The following is a 21,036-nucleotide window of genomic DNA, read 5'->3' on the forward strand; positions in this document are numbered from 1 at the left end:
GGGGTCGGCGTCGGCGCTCTCTATCTGCGAGGGCGTCGAGGTAGAGGACGAACTCCTCGCCGGTCTCCAGAATCGCGTCGCTGTCGCCGATACCGACCGACGCGTGAACGACCGGTGGCGTCGGCCGCCGTGGAGGCGTTCGAGTCCGGCTAGCGGGTCGTCGCCGACCGACGCTCGCACTTCCCGTCGCCCGGGGGTCGCCGTCACTCGGGCGGCAGCACCTTCCCGGGGTTGAGCGTCCCGTTCGGGTCGAGCGCGTCCTTTATCGCGCGCATGACCGCCACGGCGGCGCCGTGTTCGCGGTCCATGTACGACCGCTTGCCGATGCCGACGCCGTGTTCCCCCGTTGCCGTGCCGCCCATCGCTATCGCGGTGGTGACGACGCGTTCGTTGAGTTCGCGGACGCGAGCGACCATCTCCGCGTCGTCGGGGTCCACCAGCGGCGTGTAGTGGAGATTCCCGTCTCCCGCGTGGCCGACGCACGGCGTGAGCAGGTCGAGGTCCGCCGCGGCCGCCTCGACGGCGGCGACGATGTCGGGGTACGCGGAGATGGGGACGACGACGTCGCCGACGACGCCAACGTCCCACTCCTCCCGGTGGGCGCGGGCCGCGGGGAGCGCGTCCCGCCGGGCGGCCCAGACGCCGTCCATCTCTCCTCGGTCGGCCTCGGTCCACCGGTCCATCCCGCAGTCGTCGAATATCTCACGGACGAACTCGAGGTCGGCCTCCACGCCGGCCGCGGAGTTGCCGTGGAGTTCGACCACGAGCGTCGGTTTGGGCGCGAGGTCGGCGGCGTCGCTGTAGGCGTCGATGAGTTCCGCCTGCGTCGGCCCGACGAACTCCAGCGCACCCGGGCGGACGCCGTACCGAATCACCTCCGCGACGGCTTCGGCCGCCGAGCGCTCGTCGGGGAAGGTGGTGAGGGCCGCGCGCTTCTCCTGCGGGACGCCGACGAGTCCCAACGTCACCTCCGTCACGACGCCGAGGGTGCCCTCGCTGCCGACGAACAGGTCGACCAGGCTGTACCCCGAGGACGTCTTCACCGCCGCCGTCCCGCAGTCGAGTACGGTCCCGTCCGCGAGGACGACTTCGAGGCGGCGGACGTGGTCCCGCGTCTCGCCGTAGCGGACGGCGTTGAAGCCGGAGGCGTTCGTGGCGACCATCCCGCCCACCGTGGCGAGGTCGCCGCTCGAGATGCCGGGCGCGAACCGCAGACCGTGGCGGGCGAGTCGGTCGTTCAGGTCGTCGTAGACCACGCCCGGTCCGACCGTGGCCACGAGGTCCGACGGCCGCGGGTCGACGTGGTCGATACCGCGCGTCGTGAGGACGACGCCGCCCTCGACGGGGACGGCGCTTCCCTCTAGGCCGGACCCGCCGCCCCACGGCGTGACCGGCACGCCCCGGTCGTCGGCCGCAGCCAACACCGCCGACACGTCCTCGGTCGACGCGGCGTGCACGACGGCGTCGGGTTCGGCGGGGTCGTGCGGACTCGCGTCCGCCGCGTATCGGTCGCGTTCGCCGACGCCGAACTCGACGCGGCCGTCGAGTTCGAGCGTCGCGAGGAAGTCGCAGTCCCAGTTCGGCATTGGTCGGTGTTCGCCGTCTGCCCCCTTTGGTGTTACTCATCACGGCGATTGGAACCGCGCCACACGGACGGTACCCGTCGACCCGATCGAGATGACAGCATATAAATATCTATCTGCTATCAGTTCCGAACCGTAATGGAGTTAACAGAGTTCACGCGGTCGAACGCCCCGTCTACGGGCGTCGACGGATTCCAGCGAGAGAACAAGCGACTGCTGAACGTCCCGGTCGACGGGACGGTGATGATAAAGGCCGGGACGATGGTCGCCTACACCGGCGAGATGACGTTCACGGGGAAGTCGTCCGCCGAAGGCGGACTCACCGGGTTCATCAAAGAGGCCGTCAGCAGCGAAGGGACGCCGATAATGGAGGCCGAGGGCAACGGGAACCTCTACGTCGCCGACCAGGGCAAGAAAGTCCAGATTCTGGACCTCGACGCGGACGAGTCCATCTCGGTCAACGGCGACGACGTCCTCGCGTTCGAGTCCGGCGTCGACTACGAGATAAACACCATCGGCGGCCTCTCGGAGGCCGCGGCGGGCGGTCTGACGAACGTCTACCTCACCGGCCCCGGCACGGTGGCCATCTCGACGCACGGCGACCCGGTGGTGATGACGCCGCCGGTGTTCACCGACCCGGACGCACCGTCGCGTGGAGCACCAACCTCTCTCCGTCCGTCGCGACGAACAAGACGTTCGAAATCGGTCAGACGTCGGGCGAGGCGGTGCAGATGGAGTTCACCGGCACCGAGGGCTTCGTCGTCGTTCAACCGTACGAGGAGGGCGGTCAACGACAGGGACAGTAGCCCCGGTGCGTTCGAGGCGGCGCACCGATTCTATCTTCCGAACCCGTCCGCGAACGGATTCTTTCTCTACCCGCATTGGACGACGATGGTCACAAATCGGACTTTCTCCGACAGAATGCTCTCGGACACCTCTGTTTCTAGCAGAGAGACGAACGAACGACCAAATGTTACTCTCGCACGGTGCCGGTTCGTGGCTATCCTCGGCTCGGTCGGTTTCGCTCTCTCGGTTGACTCTCCCGGACGGGAGGTGAGGACACCCGGACGGGGAACTGACGTCGAGGTGCAGTATCGCACGATAGCCACAATGGTCTAATGTTCCCCGCGATAACGGTGTCTCGATTGCACTCAGAGTGAGTGACTGCCCGCGGCGTCTCCGAGTCTGGTTCGGGCAGCGTACCGACCCACACATGCCAATTCAACAACTCGTCACACAGCTCGAACACACGTTCGCACCGGCCCGCCAGTTGCTGACACCGATCCTCTCCAGTCCCGCCGTGATGGGCGTCTGGGCGCTCCTCGTCGTCGCGTCCGTCGGTACGCTCTGGTGGGACGTCAGAACTCGGAATCAGGCGCTCCCGTCGATGATGAAAGGGGTTTGGACGCTGGTCGTCCTCTACTCCGGCCCGTTCGGCCTCGCTATCTACTGGTACTCCGGAGGACGCAGATTTCGCACGACTCGGTGTGGCGGCGGGGTCTCCGCTCGACGGCCCACTGCTACTCGGGGTGCGGTGCGGGCGAAGTCGTCGGCATCCTCACCGCGCAGGCGATTCTCGGCCTCGCAATCGGCTGGGTTGCCGCCATCACGTTCGGCTTCGCGTACCTGTTCGGCTACGCGCTCACCGTCGGCCCCCTGATGCAGGAGGGCGTCGCTTTCTGGGAGTCGATGAAGGACGCCCTCTACAGCGAGACGCCGTCGATCACCATCATGGAGATAGTCGCCATCGGGGCGGACCTGCTCCTCGCCGCGTCGGCACACGTCACCGACGTCCTGTTCTGGATGGCGCTGGCGTTCTCGCTGTCGCTCGGGTTCGTCGCCGCCTTCCCCATCAACGTCGTCCTCGTCAACTTCGGCGTGAAAGAGGGTATGAAGAACCCCGCCGAGATGGGCGACGACGGCCGCAGCACGCGTTCGCAGGCGCAGGCGGGCGACTGATCCCTCACCGTGTCCTCTGGAATCCGAAACACGCTCGACGGGACGGTCGTTCGCTGGGCGCTCGTCGGCGGTGCCCGACCAGCCGTCGCGGCGGTTCTCGTCGCGGGAATCCTCGTCCTGTTCTCGATAGCCGCGGCCGTCGGACCCCTCTCCGGGACCCCGTCGAGCCCGATGTACTTCCTCTTCAGCTCTCTCTTCGGAGGGAACCTCACCCTCGTCACCGTCGTCCTCTCCATCAACCAACTCGTCCTCTCGCGGGAACTCGGCGCCCCCGGAGAACTCCGCGACCGGATTCGAGACGCGATGGCGTACCGAAACGAGGTCGAGGAGACGTCCGGGTCGTCGCCGAGTCCCCTCTCGCCGACGGCGTTCCTGCGCTTCCTCCACGAGGCGGTCAGCGCCGACGCGATGGCGCTGCGCGACTCCCTCTCGGACACCGACGACGGGAGACTGTCCGAACGCGTCGAGGGACTCGTCGACGACCTGTCGTCCGACGCCGCCGACGTGCGAGCGACACTCGACGAGTCGAGCGTGGACATCTTCGGTGTCATCGAGGCGACGCTCGGGACCGACCACGCCTCACAGCTGTACGATATCGCGGCGATAGAGTCGGAGTTCGACGAGCTAACCGACGACCAGCGACGACTGCTGGACCGCATTCGGGAGCAACTGCTCCACGTCGACACCGCGCGGAAGTACTTCCGGACGGTGTACATCGAGAAAGAACTCTCGTACCTCTCGCGACTCCTGCTCTACGTCGGCGTTCCGGTGGAGGTTCTCATCGCCGGGGTACTCGCCGTCTACGGCGCCGTGGGTTCGGCACCGCCGACTCCGGGCTGGGTGCTCCCGTTCGTCGTCGTCTCGTTAGCCGCGGGGTTCGCTCCTCTCGCAGTGCTGTTCTCGTTCGTGCTGCGACTCTCGTGGGTCGCCCAGCGGAACACCTCGGTCGCACCGTTCGCCGACGCCGGACGAGACGAAGGGTGACAGGAGCGGTTTCGGCGCACGCTCACTCGACGTATCTGAGGACGCGCGCCATCCCCGCGTCGAGGTGGTAGAGGTTGTGACAGTGGAACAGCCACCGACCGGGGTTGTCGGCGTGGAAGTCGATGGCGACCTGTCCCATGTGACCCGGCACGAGGACGGTGTCTTTGACGGCGTCGCCGACCCGGAAGAAGTGTCCGTGGAGGTGCATCGGATGGACGACGGGACTCCGGTTCGTCATCCGGATGCGGACGTGTTCGCCCGGGCGAATCGAGAGCGGGTCCGCTTCGGGGTAGGCCTGCCCGTCGATCGTCCAGACGTACTCCCCCCTGCCGCGGGACAGCGTCAGGTCGAAGGTTCTGTCGGGACTCCCGTCGACCCCGTCGAGCGACGAGACGGCGCGCAGGTCACCGTACTCGAGACGCTCGCTCGGCGACGACGGGGCCGTCGGCGTCGTCGACTCGCTCGTCCCCTCGTACGCGAGAACCGCTCTCGCGGGCGGTTCGTTCCCGTCGAGCGCGTCCGCCCGGAGCGACCACGTCCCCGGGTTGCTCGCTTCGACCACGGCGTCGTATCGCTCTCCGGCACCGAAGACGAACGAGTCCGCCTGCACCGGTTCGACCGGCCGGCCGTCGGCGTGCGTTATCGCCATCTCGTGACCGGCCATCCGGACGCCGTACACCGTCGCGCTGGCGGCGTTCACGAACCGGAACCGGACCCGTTCCCCCTCCGTCACCTCGAACCGCGGCGGGTCGCTCGGGAGGCGGCCGTTGACGAGGTGCCCCTCGTACGGCGGGCGCGCGTCGCCCATCCTCGCGCCTCCCGTTCCGCCAGCGCCGCCGCCACCCATGCCGCCCCCCATACCGCCACCGCCCGGACCGGTGTCGGATGGCGGGTGCGGTTCGCCGGGGAGGTAGTCGTCGAACACGACGACCACGTCCCGGTCGTACTCGACGTGCGGGTCCCGTTCCTCGACGACGAGCGGACCGAGCAACCCGCGGTCGAGTTGCAGTCCGACGTGACTGTGGTAGAAGTACGTGCCAGCGGGTTCGGCGCGGAACTCGTACCCGTACGTCTCGCCGGGCCGCACCGGCTCCTGCGTCACTCCGGGCACGCCGTCGACGGGGTTCGGAACGGGCACGCCGTGCCAGTGAATCGTCGTCTCCTCGGGCAGGTCGTTGGTGAGTTCGACGCCGAGAACGTCTCCCTCTCGAACGCGGAGTTCGGGGCCCGGGAACCGCCCTTCGTACGCCCACGTCTCGTTCGACCCGGTCGGTCCGGTCGCCGTCCCGGGCGCGGCGGTGAGACCGACCGATTCGTCCGGTTCCTCGGTGACCGTCGGCCGTGGCGTGACCTCGCGACCGTTCGAGCCCGTTCCCGGGATACTGCCGACACATCCCGCGAGCGCACCGACCGCGGCTACCTGAGCCGAGCGAAGGAGCGCCCGCCGGGAGAGCGGTCTTGACTGGTCGTCGTTCGGTGTACCGTCTTCGCGCGTGTGCTTGTGGTCGGGTTCCATCGTTTTCGAGTGTCTCGGGGACGCGACGGTCGCCGTCGACCGATTCGGCGCCGCGGACGCACAGTCTTGTGCTCCCCTGTGAAGAGCGTACTCCAACGTAGCGTTCGCCGCCGGATAGGTATTGCGGGCCCGTTTTGCTCGAAGCGGAGACGACGCGTAGGTGTGGGATTCGGACGGCGGTTCGTCGCTACCGACCCGTCCGCCTGACCGTCCCTCGGACGGGTAAGTTGCCTCTACCGGTTTCGACGTTACAGTAATGGCCACGTAAGGACCCGACTAGCTTCGCGTACTACTGCCTATTTCCTTCGTTTCCGGAGGAGTACGTTCCGCGTCGTCTCCCGAAGCAGTGAGATTCGGGTGCATCGCGGCCGAGGCGGACGGCTGACGCCATCGTGAACCGAAAGTGTGGCACGTATAGTAGCGTCGGCCGGCGAGTCGAATCACCGTCACGACCGGCCACCGGTCTACGACTCGGCGTCGGTCTCGCCGCCCGGGAGAAGCGTCGAGAGCAGGAGCACGAGAAGCACGAGGAGCGTGAGGAGCAACAGCGTCTCTCGCTGTGCCTGTACGATCGCGCTGTCGAACACGCCGACCAGCAGTTCTCGTTGCGCCGCGGAGAGGCCGTCGAGGAACTCTCGTTGCGTCTCTTTGGTCGCGGTCTCCGCGGCGTCTTCGAGAGCGGACACGATTCCCGCCCGGTCACCGGCCGACACGTCCGTGCCCACGGCGGCGAATACGCCGTCGACGACGCCTCCGTAGAATCGGCGCAGTAAGTACGTGCCCACGATAGCGGTCCCGAACGAGTAGCCGAGCATCATCGTCGCGTTCATCAGACCGGACGCCGCCGCCGCATCCTTCGCGTCGACCGACGAGAGCGTCACGTCGATAAGCTGCGCCATCACGAGCCCGAGTCCGAGGCCGACCAGCGCCATCGGCACGGCGAGTTGCACCAGCGTCGCGTCGAGCGTCGTCCGGGACACGAGCGAGAGTATCCCGAGCCCCATGAGGACGATTCCGCCCTGAATCAGCGTTTTCGGCGGGACGAACCGCCGCCAGTCGGTCGTGAAGAGAGACGTGACGAACGTCGCGACCGAGAACGGGAGCATCGCGACGCCGGTCTCGAACGCGGTGTATCCCGCGCCGGACTGGAGGAAGACCGGCACCACGAAGATGAACCCGGCGAGGACCAGGGATCGCGACGCGTTCGTGACGACGCCGGCGGTGAACGCCCCGTTCGCCAGCAGACGGACCGGAACCAGGGGCGACCCGCCGCGTCGCTCGATTCGTCGCTCGTACTGGACGAAGGCCGCGAAGACGACGATTCCGAGGCCGACGAGCCAGACGGTCGGGGACGCCCCGAACAGGTCCAGCCGAACGTCGCCGACGACGAACGGTCGGCGAGACGCCACCCAGCCGTACCGGCCTGCGAACAGCACGCCGGCCACGAGGGCTGTCGTCCCCACGACCGAGAGCACCGTCCCACCGACGTCGAACGCCGAGCGAGTCTCGGTCAGGGGTTCGCGGGGGAGATACCGAACGAAGAAGAGTGCGACGAGGACGATGAGCACCTCGATACCGAAGCCCCACCGCCAACTCGCGAACGTCGTGACCGCCCCTCCGAGCAGCGGGCCGAAAGCGGCTCCGGCCGCGTTCACCCCGGCGAGGATACCGAGCGCTTTCGCCCGGTCCCGCCCTTCGTAACTGACGAGGAGGACGGTGAACGTCAGCGGGAGTAACACGGCGGCCGCGGCGCCCTCGATGACGGACCACCCGACGTAGAGGACGACGACGTTCCAGCTCAGCGCCGCCAGCGTCGTCCCGACTCCGTACACGAGAAGCGTCGCGGTCATCAGTCGCCGAATCCCGTACATCGACGACAGTTTGCCGCCGGGGAGAATCAACGCCGCCATGACCATCGCGTAGAACGATATCGCTCCCTGTACGACCGTGACGGTCGTATCGAGGTCGACGACGATGGCCGGAATCGCGACGTTCATCAGCGTCGAATCGATGACGCCGATGAACATCGCGAGACTCACCGCGACCGCCGGTCCCCAGTACGCCAACCCTCCCGCCGAACTGGCTGCCACCGTGTCGTCGTCGGGGACGGAAGCATTCGCGTCAGATTCCATAGACGTCCGATACGGCGTCGCGCTCGATAAACCTCCCTTACGGACCGAGAGGTCCGTCTTCCGGCAGGCCCGACTCAGCGGTGGGAGTCGCCCGAGTCGAGTCGCTCGCCGCAGTGCGGGCACCAGTTGGCACTCGGGTTCTCCGACGCCTCGGTCCCTTCTCCGGTCCGTTCCGGGAAAGTCGCGGTCCGCCCGTCACCTGACTCCCGGATTCGAGTCCGTTTGGACTGCCTCGTTCGGTTCACTCGTCGGTCGGACGACAGTTCGCGCCGGAATCTCGTCCTCCCGTCTCGGTGCCGACGTGACGAGGCGTTGGAACCACGTCTCGTCGTCCGGTGCCGCCTTCTCGACGAGTTCGTAGTCGACGACGACGCCGCCGTCGTCCGCCGCCGACAGACGAACGTAGTTGAGTTGGTACCAGGAGTAGAAGACGGGCGGGAGGACACCCAAGCTGGGTTCGACTCGCTGGAGTCGCTTCAGCCACGTCCCCGTGTTGACGACGGCCCTCCCGTCGACTTCGGTGACGGCGGGTCGGTGGGTGTGCCCGTAGACGAACACGGCGACCGACGGGTCGGACGCGAACAACGCTCTCGCGCCCGCGAGATAGTCGTCGACGGGCGGGTCTCGGTCGTCCGGCCGGTCGATTCCGAACCGTCTGAGCGTCTTGCGAGCGTCTCTGACGAAGACGTACAGGGGGATGGCGACGAGTAACAGCAACAGCGTGATGACGAGGTTCGCCGTCAACAGGAGGTCGACCAGCGTCCCCACCGGACCGAACAGTTCGAGGACGCCTTCGACGAGGTCCATCGGGAGCGACCAGAGACCGACTGCGTCGAGTGCGAACGCGAGAACGTAGAGGAATCCGACGTTGAACAGCAGGAAGAACGGCGCGGAGACGTATCTGAGCCACGGACTCATTTCCCGATAGAAGTAGTTGGACACCATCCACGCCGGAATCTGCGTCATCGGTGTCACCGCTTGGATGTCCTTGAGCCAGTTGAACTTCCCGCGCGCGGAGAGACGCCCGGCGCGACTCGTGACCTGTCTGTTGACGAAGTATCCCGGAGGGTTCGCGTGGGGGTTTCCGAAGTCCGGAATCCGGTTGTTGGAGTCCCGTTGCATCCCGTGTTCGACGTGAACGACGTAGTCACCGACCTCTCGGGTGAGCGAGACCACCTGTCGAAGCGTGACGTTGTACTCGGCCAGACGGTCGACGTACTCGGGATACGCCGCCAGTTCGTAGTCGTGGTTCCCGGGGATGAGCGTGATGGGAATCCGACTCCCGGTGGCTTCGAGTTGGTCGAACAGTTCCGGGTACCGGTCGACGAGGGCGTCGAACTTGTCCAGTCCGTCGACGCCGGTGAACTCCCACAGGCCGAACGCGTCGCCGTTGATTATCAACTCGGCGTCCTCGTCCGTCCGTTCGAGCATCCGGAGGAACGACAGCAACTCCTCCAGGAAGTCGACGTGCTCCAGTTGCTCGTCGCCGCCGATGTGGAGGTCACTTATCAGGTAGTACGCGTCGGTCACGGTCTTCCGCCTCGCTGCGACCCGGTCCGGAACGGTCGTCTCGGTGCGACACGCCGTCGGCGGCGCTCTCCGCGCGTCGTCGCGACTCTGCCGCCGCCGTCGCCCAATCGCGTCCGTCCGCCGGTGGCGACTCCCGTCCACCTCGACCGTCGACGGACGGTCGTCGCGCGAACTCCCTCGCGGTCGGACGAGGCCGTCGCGCGCTCAGCCATGGCGAATCACCGGGGCCCGGTCGGGCGCGAGTCTTCCGAGCGAGGGCCTCGTCTCTGCGTCGTCGGATATCTGTGCTTCGATGAACCCGACCCTGACGACCACGTCTCGGCCCATCTGTTCGGTCAGGTGGTCGTCGAATCGCTGTGCGAGGTCGGGCGGGACGTCCAGGTCACGCGGGACACCGACCAGCACGTCGACGCGAGGCTGGTTCCCGAGGAGTAGGTCGGCGGGCCTGTAGTCCACCGTGACACTGGCGAGTTCGACCCCTTCGACGTCCGCCTCGTCGAACTGTCGTTGGAGTTCGATCTGCGTCTCCCGCTCGAACGAGGCGGTCTGGAACGACGCGTACGTCACGCCGGCGAGGACGACAGAGAGAACCGCGAGAGAGATACCGATGACGGTGATTCGAGAGACGATAGACGCTCTGACGCCTTCCTGCTCGCCGGCGTCCAGTGGCTTGAACCCCGACAGGTAGAACAGGATCAGCGCCGAGAGGTTGATCGCCAGCAGGTTGACGACGACGAGAACCGCGCCCGTGATGGCGACGCTGGGGAGGCCGAACGCGAGACCTAACCCCGACGTCGCCGCCGGCGGGACGAGAGCGACGGCGATGGCGACACCGACGAGAGTCGACCCGGACCCCCGCATGATACTGATCGAGCCCGCGATTCCCGACCCCAGAGCGAGAAAGAGCGATAGGACGTTCGGACTGGTTCGTTCTGCGACCTGCGGGATCTCTCGAATCTCCAGCCCCGGCGGGATGAGGAGCGTCTCCCGGAGCAGCACCCCGAGTATCGCGGCCGTCGCGATGGCTGCCAGGAGACCTGTCACCTGAAGGGTGACGCCGCGAGACGCCATCCGCCGGTCGGCCAGTATCGTCCCGACGGACGCGGAGACTGCCGGTCCCATCAGGGGTGCGACGACCATCGCTCCGATGATGGTCGCCGCGGAGTCGAGGAGGAGGCCCGTCGTGGCGATGACCGTGCTGAGTAGCAAGAAACTGAAAAACGTCGAGTTCGCCGGTGCGAGGTCCTCCGCTCGGGCGTGGAGCTCTTCACGAGAGATCCTGAGGCCGGGGAATCGCTCTTTCAACGCCGAGAGACGCTGTGAGACGACCGTCTCTGTGGCGAGGACGATGGTGTACGTGTCGTCTCGGACGCCTGCCTTCGTCAACCCCTCCATCACCGTCTCGACGCCACTGGGTGGGACCGGAAACTGGACCATCGCCTCGAAATCTCCCCGTCCGACTTCTTCGAAGACTGCGTAGTCGACACCTTGCTCGTCGAGCGAGTCGAGAACGTTCTCTCGTCTCCCCTGCGGTATCAACACCTGAACGAGTCGCATGCACGGTACGACGCGACGAGAGGACAAAAAGTATGAGTGATCTGATAGGATAGCGTCGTCGCCGTCAGGGAGACGTGATATTCTCGGTGCTCGTAGGACGTACTTATGACTGATATGAACGTACAATACGTTCGAACATGAGTTCTGTTACCCCTACCGAGCCGGAGATGGCCACCGAGACAGAAGCACCGCTCGAAGCTATCCTCCGTGACGAGGGTCGCACCCTGATGATCGTCGGCGGACTCCTCGCGGTACTGGGCGTCGGGGCGATACTCTTCCCGTTGTTGTCCTCGCTCACGGTCGGACTCTTCATCGGCGGCGCACTCGCTATCGCCGGGGTCGCCCACGTCGCTCACGCGTTCTCCGCGTCGGGATGGCGAGGGGCCGTCGGTGAGATACTGCTCGCCGTCGTCCTCCTCGTCGCCGGCCTCGCGATGCTGTTCAATCCGGTCCTCGCGCTGACGTCGTTGACGCTCCTCCTCGTCGCCTACTTCGTCGCGGACGGCGTCGCGTTGCTCTACTTTGCGTGGTCGCTTCGGACCGAGCGCGGATGGGTGTGGCCCGCCGTCTCGGGGGGCATCTCGTTCCTGCTCGCCGGCCTCCTCTTCGCCGGCTACCCGGCGACTGCCGCGTGGGCACTCGGGCTCCTGTTCGGCGTCAACCTCCTGAGTACCGGGCTCTCGATGGTCGTCCTCGGCCGTGCGGCCAGCGCCGACCTCGCACCGACTCCGCCCCGGACCCCTCGGCCCGACACCGGTGTCTGAACGGCCTCGGCACTAATGCCCGGTTCTTCCTCCTTTTCGCCACGTCGCGGCGGACGCACTCGCCGTGAGGCGTACGCCGACCCGGAGTCGAGGGCCGACGTGCTGGCGTCGGGCGACACCCCACGCTCGCCGAACGAGTCTCTCACCCGTCCAGCTCGGTGGAACGCCCGGCGGTGTCGAACGCGTCCGCGATGGAGTCCACGAACGCTCTCTCGGCCGGACTGACCCGGCGATCGCCGAACCGCAGTACCCCGCCCCCGACGCCGGCGTCGACGACCTGTTCGGCGCACCACCGGACGAACCGTCCGTACTCCTCCCGTTCCTCCGCAGTCGCTCGCTCTCGAACGACGGCCGTCGCCTCCCGACAGCAGTCGTGAGCCCGCGCCACCGTCACCGCGCGGTCGAGTTCGCGCCCCTCCGCGTCCCGCTTCAGCCGGTCGGCGTTCACTCGAACGAACCCGGCGAGTTCGGACTCCGGGCGGAACTCGTCGGTGCGCCGGAGCGTCCGACGAATCGTCCCGAGTTCTCGCCGCAAGCCGCCGTACGAGACGACGACGACGCCGAACATCACCTCGACCGGCGTCCGAGCGAGCGTCCGCCACTCCTCCGGTGTGAACGACTCTCGACCGGCGTGCCGAATCGGTAACACGCACCGGATATTGATTCCTCGGTCGTCGCGCCCGCGACGGACCCGCGAACGACATCCAGTGAGGGGGAGTCCCGAGAAAGAGCTATCTCGGTACCTCCCGTTCTCACACGCGTTCGACGGGCGGCAGGCCGCATCACCCCTACCGCAATTGTCCGTCTCCACCATGACCGAAGAACCCAACACCGAGTCGTCGGCGTCCGACCCGTCCGAGACGGACCACGCCGGAGGAGTCGCCGCGACCGTCGAGTGGCCCGCTCTCGACCGCGGACGCGCGGCGCTCTGGTTCGTCACGCTCGCCCTCGTCGCGGGACTGCTCTACGTGGGGTGGCGGTACGTCGGCACCGTGGTCGTGGGCCTCTTCGTCTACTACGTCACCCGTCCGGTACTGCGTCGCGTCGAGACTCGGTTCGGGTCACGGACAGTCGCTGTCGCCCTCACGCTCTCAGTGGTGGCATTGCCCCTCCTGTTCGTCGTCGGGTGGACGTTCGCCATCTTGCTCACTTCGCTGGACGACCTGCTCGAGTCGGACGTTCTCGGCGACGTCGAGGCGTTCGTCCAGCCGTATCTCGACCTCACGTCACTGCTGACTCAACTGGGCGTGTTCCTCGACGAGGTTCTCAGAGACCCGAGTCGGCTCAGCGACGTCGACCTCGGAGCCTTCGTCGGCGACGCCGTCGGGTCGATATTCGGCTGGGTCGGCGTCGCCGTCAACGTCGGTATTCACGCGTTCATCGTCCTCATCGTCGTCTTCTACCTGCTCAGAGACGACTACCTCGTCGCGCGGTGGGCTCGGAACACGTTCGTCGAGGAGGGCGGCCGTCTGGAGTCGTACTTCGTGACGGTCGACAGGGACCTCCACAACGTCTACTTCGGAAACATCCTGAACGCACTCCTCACCGGAATCCTCGCCGCCACGACGTACGGCCTGCTCAACGTCTTCGCACCGACGGCCACTCGAATCCCGGAGGCGGCGTTCCTCGGTATCCTCGTCGGTGCGGCGAGTCTCGTCCCGGTGATCGGTATCAAACTCGTCACGTGGCCGGTCGGGGCGTATCTCCTCGGGCGGGCGCTCTGGTTCGACCCGGAAGCGGTCTGGTTCCCCGTCGTCTTCTTCGCCGTCTCCTTCGTCATCGTGGACTACGTCCCCGACCAGTTGCTCCGCCCGTACGTCAGCGGTCGGACGCTCCACGTCGGTGCTGTGATGCTCGCGTACACCGTCGGCCCACTGCTCTTCGGGTGGTACGGCATCTTCCTCGCACCGCTCCTGTTCGTCGTGGCGTTCGAGTTCGGCCGGATACTGTTCCCGTGGCTCCTCGACGCCTCGCAATCCGACCGCGAACCGGCGGACGGGTCAGACAGCGAATCGGCGCGCCCACGGCCGTCCGCGGAGGCACCGCTTTCAGAGCGCGGAGAGGCGGACGATTCGAACTCCGAAGCCGACCGACGGGTCTCGGGGCCCGTCGAGCGCGACGGCCCTACCCCGAACGAGTGAGACCTCCGTTCGGCCATCTCGGACAGGAGAGACGGGCGGTCGGCACCGCGAAGGAGACGGTGAACCTGACTCGGTCGCGTATTCGACGTACGGAGTTCGACGAGAGTCGTCGCTGGCCATCCGACCGTGCGAACCTCCGGCGTGTTACCGAATCGACGACAGTCGCGCGGTCTATAAGCATCGTTTATGCTGCTTTCGTGCATACGTGTCGACGGGTAAGCAAAATGAGTTCGTTAGTAGTACTCGCTTTCGACACGATGGACGGCGCGGAGAACATGCGGGAGAAGATGTACCAACTGCAGCGTCGGGAACTCATTACGATAGACGACGCCGCCATCGCCGTTCGGAAAGAGAACGGCCAAGTGAAGGTCAAACAGGCCTACAGCCTCGTCGGTGCGGGTGCGCTCGGGGGGTCGTTCTGGGGACTCCTCATCGGCGTCATCTTCTGGATGCCGTGGCTCGGAATGGCCGTCGGAGCGGTGACGGGCGCACTCGGCGGCAAGTTCACCGATATCGGTATCGACGACTCGTTCATCAAAGAAGTCGCGAACACGGTCGAACCGGGCGACTCCGCGTTGTTCCTGCTGGCCCGCGACGCGCAGATGGAGCGAATCGAACAGGAACTGTCGGACTACGAGTTCGAGATTCTCGAGACGAACCTCTCGCCCGAAGACGAGGACAGACTTCGCGAGGCGTTCGCCGCCGAGGAGATATCGGGATAATCCGCGAGAGCGCGCGACACCGGTTCCTTCCGACGACCGAGGAGTAGGGGCCGAGTCACCTGTTCGCGGACCGGGCGTCGAGTCTCGCGGCGAGTTCTCGCGAGACGCCGGACAGGTGAGCCGACCCGAAGACGGCGACGAGGAGGCCGCCGACCGTGTTGTAGAACATGTCCAGCACCGTGTCTTCGAGGCCGTACTGCGTGAGGACCGTGTCGGCTCCGACGAGGCCGGCACCGACGCTGATGTAGAACTCGAGCAGTTCCCAAACGACGCCGAACGCCAGGACGAACATGAGCATGAAGACGAAGAGGACCTTCGGCGGCATGTGGACGAACTCCGAGTGTTCGTCGAGGGCGACCACGGTCGCGTAGGCGACGCCCGCTACCAGCGACGACGAGAGCGCGTGCGTCATGTGGTCCCACCACCACGTCGCCGAATACGGGCTCAGGAAGTCCAACGCCGGGAGGGGAAGCGTCCCGAACGCGTGGAGGAACATCGCTACCGTGATCCAGAGGACGAGGCCGACGTTCATCGCGAACTTGTAGTTCCGTTCGAGGTACGCCGGGAGGAACGTCACGAGGAGACCGACGGCGGCGTTGACGACGATTCCCGGGTTGAGAGTGAGGAGGCCGACGGCGAGGATTCCGACCATCACCGCTTGGAGGAACCGAACGAGCCGGGTCTGCCGGCGTTCGGTCACGTACGTCGTCAGCCTCATGCCGTCTCCACCTCCGCGGGCGAGCCGTCTTTGAGATTCGCTTCCAGTTGTCGTCTGAAGTACCAGCGGAACGCGATCGCCGAGAAGACACTCGCCACCAACACGGCGCTGAACACGAGCATCAGTTCCTCGTTGGTCTCGACGAACGCCGTCCCGAGATACCGTGCCGACGCCGCAGACCCGAGCGCCCACAGTCCCGCCGTCCCCATCGTCACGACCATCACGAACCCGATGGCGAAGTTCGGAGTCATTCGAACGGTCGTGACCATCTGAAGCGCGACGACGACGAGAAGCGCGAGCATAGCGATGCTGACCGAGGAGACGGCGTCTCCCAGGAGTGACCGGTCGTAGGTGACGACGACCAGCGGGAGGGACGCGAGCAGCAGCATCCACCACGGGACGGTCTTCGTCCAGGAGCGACGACTCAGTACCGGCACGACGGCGACGCCCGCCGTGACGACTGCGAGAGCCGTGACGACGAACGCTCCCTCGAGGAGATTACTAACTCCGACTGCGGCGACGACGGCGGTCAGTATCCACGCGATAGCCGCGTTCACCCGGTCGTCGATTACGAACCACTCTTCTGGAAGTGCCTGACTCATGATGAGTTCTCCCGAGACTCGACCGACAGAACTCGTCGCAGCGGTACCTCGGTCGCTTCTCGCCCCTCTAGAGAACCTGAATCGTAATCAACCTATACCCCTCGTGAGGGGAGGTGCGCAGTGACTTCGATAGAACCGACCCGTTCCGAAGTGGACGCGTTCGCGTCTCTCCGACTCTCGTGTTTCAGTGAGAAACAGCCTAAGCATTACACCCGTAGCTACGTAAGACAATATTGTCAATTAACTGGTACTGAACGAAAATCGGCCACTTTCGTCGCCGTGAACGCGGAATGTCACACCGTCGACGGTCGTCTCTCTCCGCCTGACCAGTGTCTCTCTCGACATTCTAGCCCGTCCTCTCGGCCGGAAGGCTAACTGGACCGGTCGGGCCTCCGATTTCGGCGATCGTCGTCTCGACCGTCGCCGTCCGCCGCTACGGTGGTTTGCGACCGACCACGACGTGCCACGGGACGCGCTCGCGCCACGGGCCGAGTATCGACTCCGCTACCTCCGCACCCGGACCGGTCGGTCCGCGCTGATGAACGGTTCCGAGTCGTCGTCCTCGGCGAGTGAGATGCCGTTGCACTCCGTACGGCGCACCGTCCACTCGGGGAGTTCCGGAACTCCGTAGTCCGCCGGTTCGCGGTAGTGGTGCGCGATGACCCACCGCCGGGCGCGCATACTGGGCCTGTCGGGACGGTCCGCCGACCGGTCCGTCCGTCTCGTCCGCTCGTTCCGCTCTCGGGTCGACGAGCGCGAGCGCTCTTCCGTCACGGTCAGAACGCCTCCGCGACGATGTCGGCGACTCGCTGGCGGTCGAACAGTCGTTCGTCGGCTGTCACTTCCCCGAACGTGTCCGGATAGAGCTGTTGGGCGGCGCGTTCCGTGAGGAACAGATTCTGGATCGGCCCCTGTCGGAGGTACCCCCCGCGGTACACCCGCCGGTTCTGCACGGCCGTCAGTTCGCTCGCGACCGGGTGGCCTTCCATGTACGCGAGGACGGTGTCCCTGAACTCCGCGACCGATTTGTCCTCGTGACCCCGAATCAGGAGCACGTCCGGGTCGACGGTGAGCAGGTTCTCGTAGTCGAGTTCGCCGCGGTTCTCGGTACTCAAATTCTCGATACCGGTGCCGGCCAGCGCGTCGCTGACGCCGAGGTCGTTCCACTGCTTCTTGCTCGTCCCCTGGTCGGCGAGTCGATACGGCGAGAACGTCTCGGGTCGTCGGTCCCCTCGAAGGTGAGGAAGACGGTCGGTCGCTCGGCGGCAGGGGGTAACCGCGACTGGAGGTCGGCGACGAACTCGTCGTGGAGCGATTTCAGCGCCTCGAAGCGCTCGCGTTCGCCGAAGAGGACGGCCATCTTCTCGAAGGCCTGATACAGGGTGTAGTAGCGGTAGTCGTGCCAGCCGTCGGACCGCCGGAAGATCGTGTTCCCGAGGAACGGCGCGACGTTCTCGCGAATCTCCTCGACGTCGCCGTCGCTCCAGTCGAACCAGTTTCGCAGCATCCCCGTATCGACGACGTGGACGTCGGCGCCGAGTTCGTAGAACAGCTCTTTGGACATGTCGGCCTCGACGAGGTCGTGTTCCGCTAGCTCGTCTTCGTCGACGCTCACGCCCGGCAGTTCCTCGTACGGGTCGGTGTGATACTCTCCGGCCTGACCGATACCCAGCATCCCGTCCGCCTGCCCGAGGGCGACCCCCATGTCGGCGTAGTCGCCACCGTACGGGAGCCACGTCTCGGGGACCGACTCGAAGGTCACCTCTCCGACCGGCGCCATCTCGACGGTGTAGGCGTCGTTCCCCGCCGTCGTCTCCGCCTGCGTCGCTGTGGCGGTGTCCGCCGTCGTCGTCTGAGCGGCCGTCTCCGTCGGGTCGGCGGTCGTTCCGGAACCGGTCTCGGCCGTGCAGCCCGCCAGCAGTCCGCCGCCGAAGACAGCACCGGTGTATCTCACGTAGTCTCGCCGCGTCGGTGCTTCGTCTTCACAGCCGTCTTCTCCCATGAGGTTTAGGCCAGCCTAAAACAACAAAACAGTTTTGGTTCCTTTCCAAGCCGAATCCTCCGAAGGCAATGCGTTCGGGCGCTTCCGTCGGCGGATACTCGATGCAGTCCGCCGAATCAGGGAGGTGCGCGGGAAGCACTCACGCGGATTTCCCGCGTACAGGGTTGTGTTCGCAGGCTGTCCTTCCGATTACGGCACAGACGACGAGAACTCCGACTGCGACCAGCGAAACTCCGAGGAGCGATTCGAGCAGGTAGTAGAGGAGCGAACCGACGGTGACGTTTACTCCGGCTAAGGCGAGTGGGTAGACGGTTTGTACCGGATACATCGTTCTCACCTCGTTCTACTCGCCTATCTGTTAAATATACGACCATAGCTCAAACGGGCGCTTTTGTTTGCGAGGAGATACCACGACTGTCGCGAGGAGGTCACGTCGACTCGCATCGTCGTATTCGGGCATCCGACGTCGGAGGTGAAGCGGGAGGACCGGCGATGTGCGTGCTGGTTGCGGCACGGCCGTATCGAACGACTTGGCCGGTCTCGGGAGTCACGCCCAACACGTGGAGTGTCCGGAGTACCGTCTCGATGACACGCGGCGCGACTGTCGGTCCGGTGGCTTTGATACTGCTCCCACGCCAACGGTAGGTATGTACGACGACATCTTGATTCCAACCGACGGGAGCCAGGGTGCGGAAGCCGCACTCGAACACGCCATCGATATTGCGACGCAGTGGGAGGCGACTCTCCACGCCCTGTACGTCGTCGACTTTCGAGTCGCACGCTCGGGACCGTTACGGGAAGCGCTCCGGGACGAGGGGCGTGAGGCACTGCGAGACGTCGAGGTGACGGGAACGCAAGCGGGACTCTCCGTCGTGACCGAGATTGCGGAGGGGAATCCGCACGAAGAGATACTGGAGTACGTCTCCGAACGCGGCATCGACGTCGTCGTCGTCGGCTCCCACGGACGGTCGGGCATCGACCGTCTCGTCGTGGGAAGTGTCGCCGAACGAGTGGTTCGACTCTCACCCGTTCCCGTCCTCACCGTTCCGGAACCGGGGGGCGACTGAACGCCCGTAGGCGTCGGCTCACCCCACCTCTTTCTCACCGGGACGAGAGAGAAGAGACTCGCCGTCGGTACCCACGGCCCGATGCCGTGGTCGATGCACGTGAGGTGTCTGTCGGAGGCACGACGAGCTACCGGGGAGTCAGTAGGAGCAGTGCCCGAGACGCAGCGGCGCCCGAAGAGCACTCGCCGGTAGAATCGAGGGCGAGGACGTTTACGACACCCGAACGTCGTTGGAGAACGACATCGAGATGTGCGGCGACATCACCGAGAGTATACGAATACGTGATGCTCGTCGAGAACTTGGGCGACTACGCGACGAGTGAGAGCTTCGGGAACCGCCTCGAAGAACTCGAAGCGGACGCCGACGACCTCAGAGGGTTCCTCGCCGACGACACGCTCGTCCGAGCGGAGGTGGTGAACGACTGATGACGCGTACGCCACACCTGCGGCAGGTGGACTCGTCTTACGTCCGTTAAAAGTGGGGTACGGTAGCAGACAACGCGCTGGTCCCGTCACCCACGCTCAGACGTCTCCGTTGATGATGTCGGCGACGCGCTGGCGGTCGAACAGTTTCTCTCCGTCGGGAACCTCGCCGACGGCGGTGAACTCCCCGAACTCGTCGGGGTACAGCTGCTTCGCGAGCACTTCGCTCACGAACAGGTTGACAATCGGGCCCTGATAGCGGCCGCCGCCGCGGAGAACGTTCCCCTCTCGGACGGCTGTCAACTCGCTCCCGACGGCGCTCTCCTCCAACGGTTCGACGAACCGCGTCCGGAACTCGTCGCGGCCCATCGAGAGCGTCGAGTCGAAGAAGAGGTACTCCGGGTCGGCTTCGAGGAGGCCCTCGTAGTCGGTCTTCCAGCCGTCGGTGAGTTCGATGTCGGCGAAGGCGTTCTCGACGCCGAACGTCCGGTACTGGCGGGTGGCGACGCCCCTCACCGTCGGGTCGGTTACCATGAACTTCCCCTCGGAAGGCTGCGAAGCGCTGTAGAGCAGCCCGATGCTCGGCGATTCGGAGGGAGCTGTGGACTGGAGGTCACTCCGGAACGACTCGTGGAGCGAGACCCACGCTTCTGCACGCGCTGTGTCCTGAAACAGTTCGCCCGCGAGTTCGACGGCCTCCGTGAGCGTGTAGTGGGGGAACGAGAACTCCATCCCCAGCGCCTCGCCGGCCCACTCGTTACGGATGTACGTGCCGCAGAAGGGGGCGACGTTCTCACCTACTTCCTCGAAGTCCTCGGTCTCCCACCCAGCGTAGCTCGCGACGAGTATCTTGTCGACGAGCAGTGCGTCGACGTCGAGTTCGTAGAACTGCTCTTTACTGTACTCGCTGGGGTCGCCCAGATTCGTCATACCGCTCGTGTCGAACGTCACACCGGGTAGGAGGTCGTAGTACCGCGTCGGATACGGGTCGATGCGCGACATCGCCGCCGGCTCCGACCCGAAGGCGAACCCGAAGTCGGTCCACGCACCACCGCTCGTCGCGTACGCTTTCGGAGTGGATTCGAGGGTGGTGCTGCCGTACGGCTCGACCGTGACTGTGAACGACTCCTGTTCGAGAGCGTCCGTCTCCGTGGACTCGCCCTCCGTCGCCGACTGCGCCGGTTCGCTCGTCTCCGTGTCGGGCGCGTCTGTCGACGACGAACCGGTGGCGCTACAGCCGGCGAGAAGCCCGCCGGTGAGGACGGCACCGCCGTACTTCACGTAGTCACGCCGTGTCGGTGTCTCGGTCGCGTTTGTGTCGTCGGAGTCAGTCATGT

The 21,036-nt window shown here is 65.7% G+C and carries 18 protein-coding genes and 3 pseudogenes; 8 read left to right on the plus strand and 13 right to left on the minus strand.

The window, feature by feature from the left end:
- The coding region (locus GJ632_RS05255) for a hypothetical protein (protein ID WP_191452312.1) at positions 1 to 207 on the minus strand (207 nt) is incomplete at its 3' end.
- Complete coding sequence (locus GJ632_RS05260; RefSeq protein ID WP_191452313.1) at positions 204 to 1,586, minus strand: FAD-binding oxidoreductase; 1,383 nt, start codon at positions 1,584 to 1,586, stop codon at positions 204 to 206. The genes GJ632_RS05255 and GJ632_RS05260, both read right to left, overlap by 4 nt.
- A 135-nt stretch (positions 1,587 to 1,721) precedes the next feature.
- Here GJ632_RS05260 and GJ632_RS05265 point away from each other — a divergent pair.
- From GJ632_RS05265 to GJ632_RS05275, 3 genes and pseudogenes are all read left to right on the plus strand, one after another.
- A pseudogene (locus tag GJ632_RS05265) lies at positions 1,722 to 2,389 on the plus strand (AIM24 family protein).
- Between the two features lie 407 nt (positions 2,390 to 2,796).
- A pseudogene (locus tag GJ632_RS25775) lies at positions 2,797 to 3,542 on the plus strand (DUF4396 domain-containing protein).
- 9 nt (positions 3,543 to 3,551) lie between these two features.
- On the plus strand, positions 3,552 to 4,526 hold the full coding sequence (locus tag GJ632_RS05275; RefSeq protein WP_197427891.1) for a hypothetical protein: 975 nt from the start codon (positions 3,552 to 3,554) through the stop codon (positions 4,524 to 4,526).
- 22 nt (positions 4,527 to 4,548) lie between these two features.
- Here the strand turns inward: GJ632_RS05275 and GJ632_RS05280 are convergent, their stop codons facing one another.
- From GJ632_RS05280 to GJ632_RS05295, 4 genes are all read right to left on the minus strand, one after another.
- A complete protein-coding gene (locus GJ632_RS05280; protein WP_191452314.1) occupies positions 4,549 to 6,042 on the minus strand; it encodes a multicopper oxidase family protein in 1,494 nt (497 codons plus the stop codon).
- 464 nt (positions 6,043 to 6,506) lie between these two features.
- Positions 6,507 to 8,174 (minus strand): MFS transporter, encoded by a 1,668-nt coding sequence (locus tag GJ632_RS05285; RefSeq protein WP_191452315.1) that lies wholly within the window; start codon positions 8,172 to 8,174, stop codon positions 6,507 to 6,509.
- Positions 8,175 to 8,369: 195 nt separating this feature from the next.
- Positions 8,370 to 9,704 carry a metallophosphoesterase gene (locus tag GJ632_RS05290; RefSeq protein WP_343161039.1) on the minus strand — a complete coding sequence of 445 codons (1,335 nt, stop codon included), beginning with the start codon at positions 9,702 to 9,704 and terminating at the stop codon, positions 8,370 to 8,372.
- Positions 9,705 to 9,908: 204 nt separating this feature from the next.
- Positions 9,909 to 11,261: a TIGR00341 family protein gene (locus tag GJ632_RS05295; protein WP_191452316.1), complete on the minus strand. Its 1,353-nt coding sequence runs from the start codon at positions 11,259 to 11,261 to the stop codon at positions 9,909 to 9,911.
- Positions 11,262 to 11,428: 167 nt separating this feature from the next.
- Here GJ632_RS05295 and GJ632_RS05300 point away from each other — a divergent pair, with 167 nt between their 5' ends.
- Positions 11,429 to 12,025: an HdeD family acid-resistance protein gene (locus tag GJ632_RS05300; RefSeq protein ID WP_197427892.1), complete on the plus strand. Its 597-nt coding sequence runs from the start codon at positions 11,429 to 11,431 to the stop codon at positions 12,023 to 12,025.
- A 142-nt stretch (positions 12,026 to 12,167) separates the two neighbouring features.
- On the opposite strand, the gene GJ632_RS05305 is transcribed toward GJ632_RS05300, so the two are convergent.
- On the minus strand, positions 12,168 to 12,674 hold the full coding sequence (locus GJ632_RS05305) for a hypothetical protein (protein WP_231751356.1): 507 nt from the start codon (positions 12,672 to 12,674) through the stop codon (positions 12,168 to 12,170).
- Positions 12,675 to 12,837: 163 nt separating this feature from the next.
- On the opposite strand from GJ632_RS05305, the gene GJ632_RS05310 reads away from it, so the two are divergent.
- Positions 12,838 to 14,166: an AI-2E family transporter gene (locus GJ632_RS05310; RefSeq protein WP_191452318.1), complete on the plus strand. Its 1,329-nt coding sequence runs from the start codon at positions 12,838 to 12,840 to the stop codon at positions 14,164 to 14,166.
- Between the two features lie 257 nt (positions 14,167 to 14,423).
- Entirely contained in the window at positions 14,424 to 14,888 is a 465-nt protein-coding gene (locus tag GJ632_RS05315) for a DUF1269 domain-containing protein (protein ID WP_191452333.1), read from the plus strand.
- 55 nt (positions 14,889 to 14,943) lie between these two features.
- On the opposite strand, the gene GJ632_RS05320 is transcribed toward GJ632_RS05315, so the two are convergent.
- The 5 genes and pseudogenes from GJ632_RS05320 to GJ632_RS05335 form a co-directional block, all read right to left on the minus strand.
- Positions 14,944 to 15,606, minus strand: a complete 663-nt coding sequence (locus GJ632_RS05320; protein WP_191452319.1) for a hypothetical protein — start codon at positions 15,604 to 15,606, stop codon at positions 14,944 to 14,946.
- Entirely contained in the window at positions 15,603 to 16,208 is a 606-nt protein-coding gene (locus GJ632_RS05325) for a hypothetical protein (RefSeq protein ID WP_191452320.1), read from the minus strand. The genes GJ632_RS05320 and GJ632_RS05325 overlap by 4 nt, the downstream gene beginning before the upstream one ends.
- 504 nt (positions 16,209 to 16,712) lie before the next feature.
- Positions 16,713 to 16,889, minus strand: a complete 177-nt coding sequence (locus GJ632_RS21945; RefSeq protein WP_197427893.1) for a hypothetical protein — start codon at positions 16,887 to 16,889, stop codon at positions 16,713 to 16,715.
- 95 nt (positions 16,890 to 16,984) lie between these two features.
- Positions 16,985 to 18,210 (minus strand): annotated as a pseudogene (locus tag GJ632_RS05330) (ABC transporter substrate-binding protein).
- Positions 18,211 to 18,349: 139 nt separating this feature from the next.
- Complete coding sequence (locus GJ632_RS05335) at positions 18,350 to 18,538, minus strand: hypothetical protein (RefSeq protein WP_143105175.1); 189 nt, start codon at positions 18,536 to 18,538, stop codon at positions 18,350 to 18,352.
- A gap of 319 nt (positions 18,539 to 18,857) precedes the next feature.
- Here GJ632_RS05335 and GJ632_RS05340 point away from each other — a divergent pair, with 319 nt between their 5' ends.
- Both GJ632_RS05340 and GJ632_RS05345 read left to right on the plus strand, forming a co-directional pair.
- Positions 18,858 to 19,277 carry a universal stress protein gene (locus GJ632_RS05340; protein WP_191452321.1) on the plus strand — a complete coding sequence of 140 codons (420 nt, stop codon included), beginning with the start codon at positions 18,858 to 18,860 and terminating at the stop codon, positions 19,275 to 19,277.
- 284 nt (positions 19,278 to 19,561) lie between these two features.
- Positions 19,562 to 19,702: a hypothetical protein gene (locus GJ632_RS05345; protein WP_191452322.1), complete on the plus strand. Its 141-nt coding sequence runs from the start codon at positions 19,562 to 19,564 to the stop codon at positions 19,700 to 19,702.
- Between the two features lie 96 nt (positions 19,703 to 19,798).
- On the opposite strand, the gene GJ632_RS05350 is transcribed toward GJ632_RS05345, so the two are convergent.
- Positions 19,799 to 21,034 carry an ABC transporter substrate-binding protein gene (locus tag GJ632_RS05350; RefSeq protein WP_191452323.1) on the minus strand — a complete coding sequence of 412 codons (1,236 nt, stop codon included), beginning with the start codon at positions 21,032 to 21,034 and terminating at the stop codon, positions 19,799 to 19,801.
- Positions 21,035 to 21,036 lie beyond the last annotated feature (2 nt).

It is taken from the genome of Halogeometricum sp. CBA1124, from assembly GCF_009741955.1.
GTDB lineage: Archaea > Halobacteriota > Halobacteria > Halobacteriales > Haloferacaceae > Halogeometricum > Halogeometricum rufum.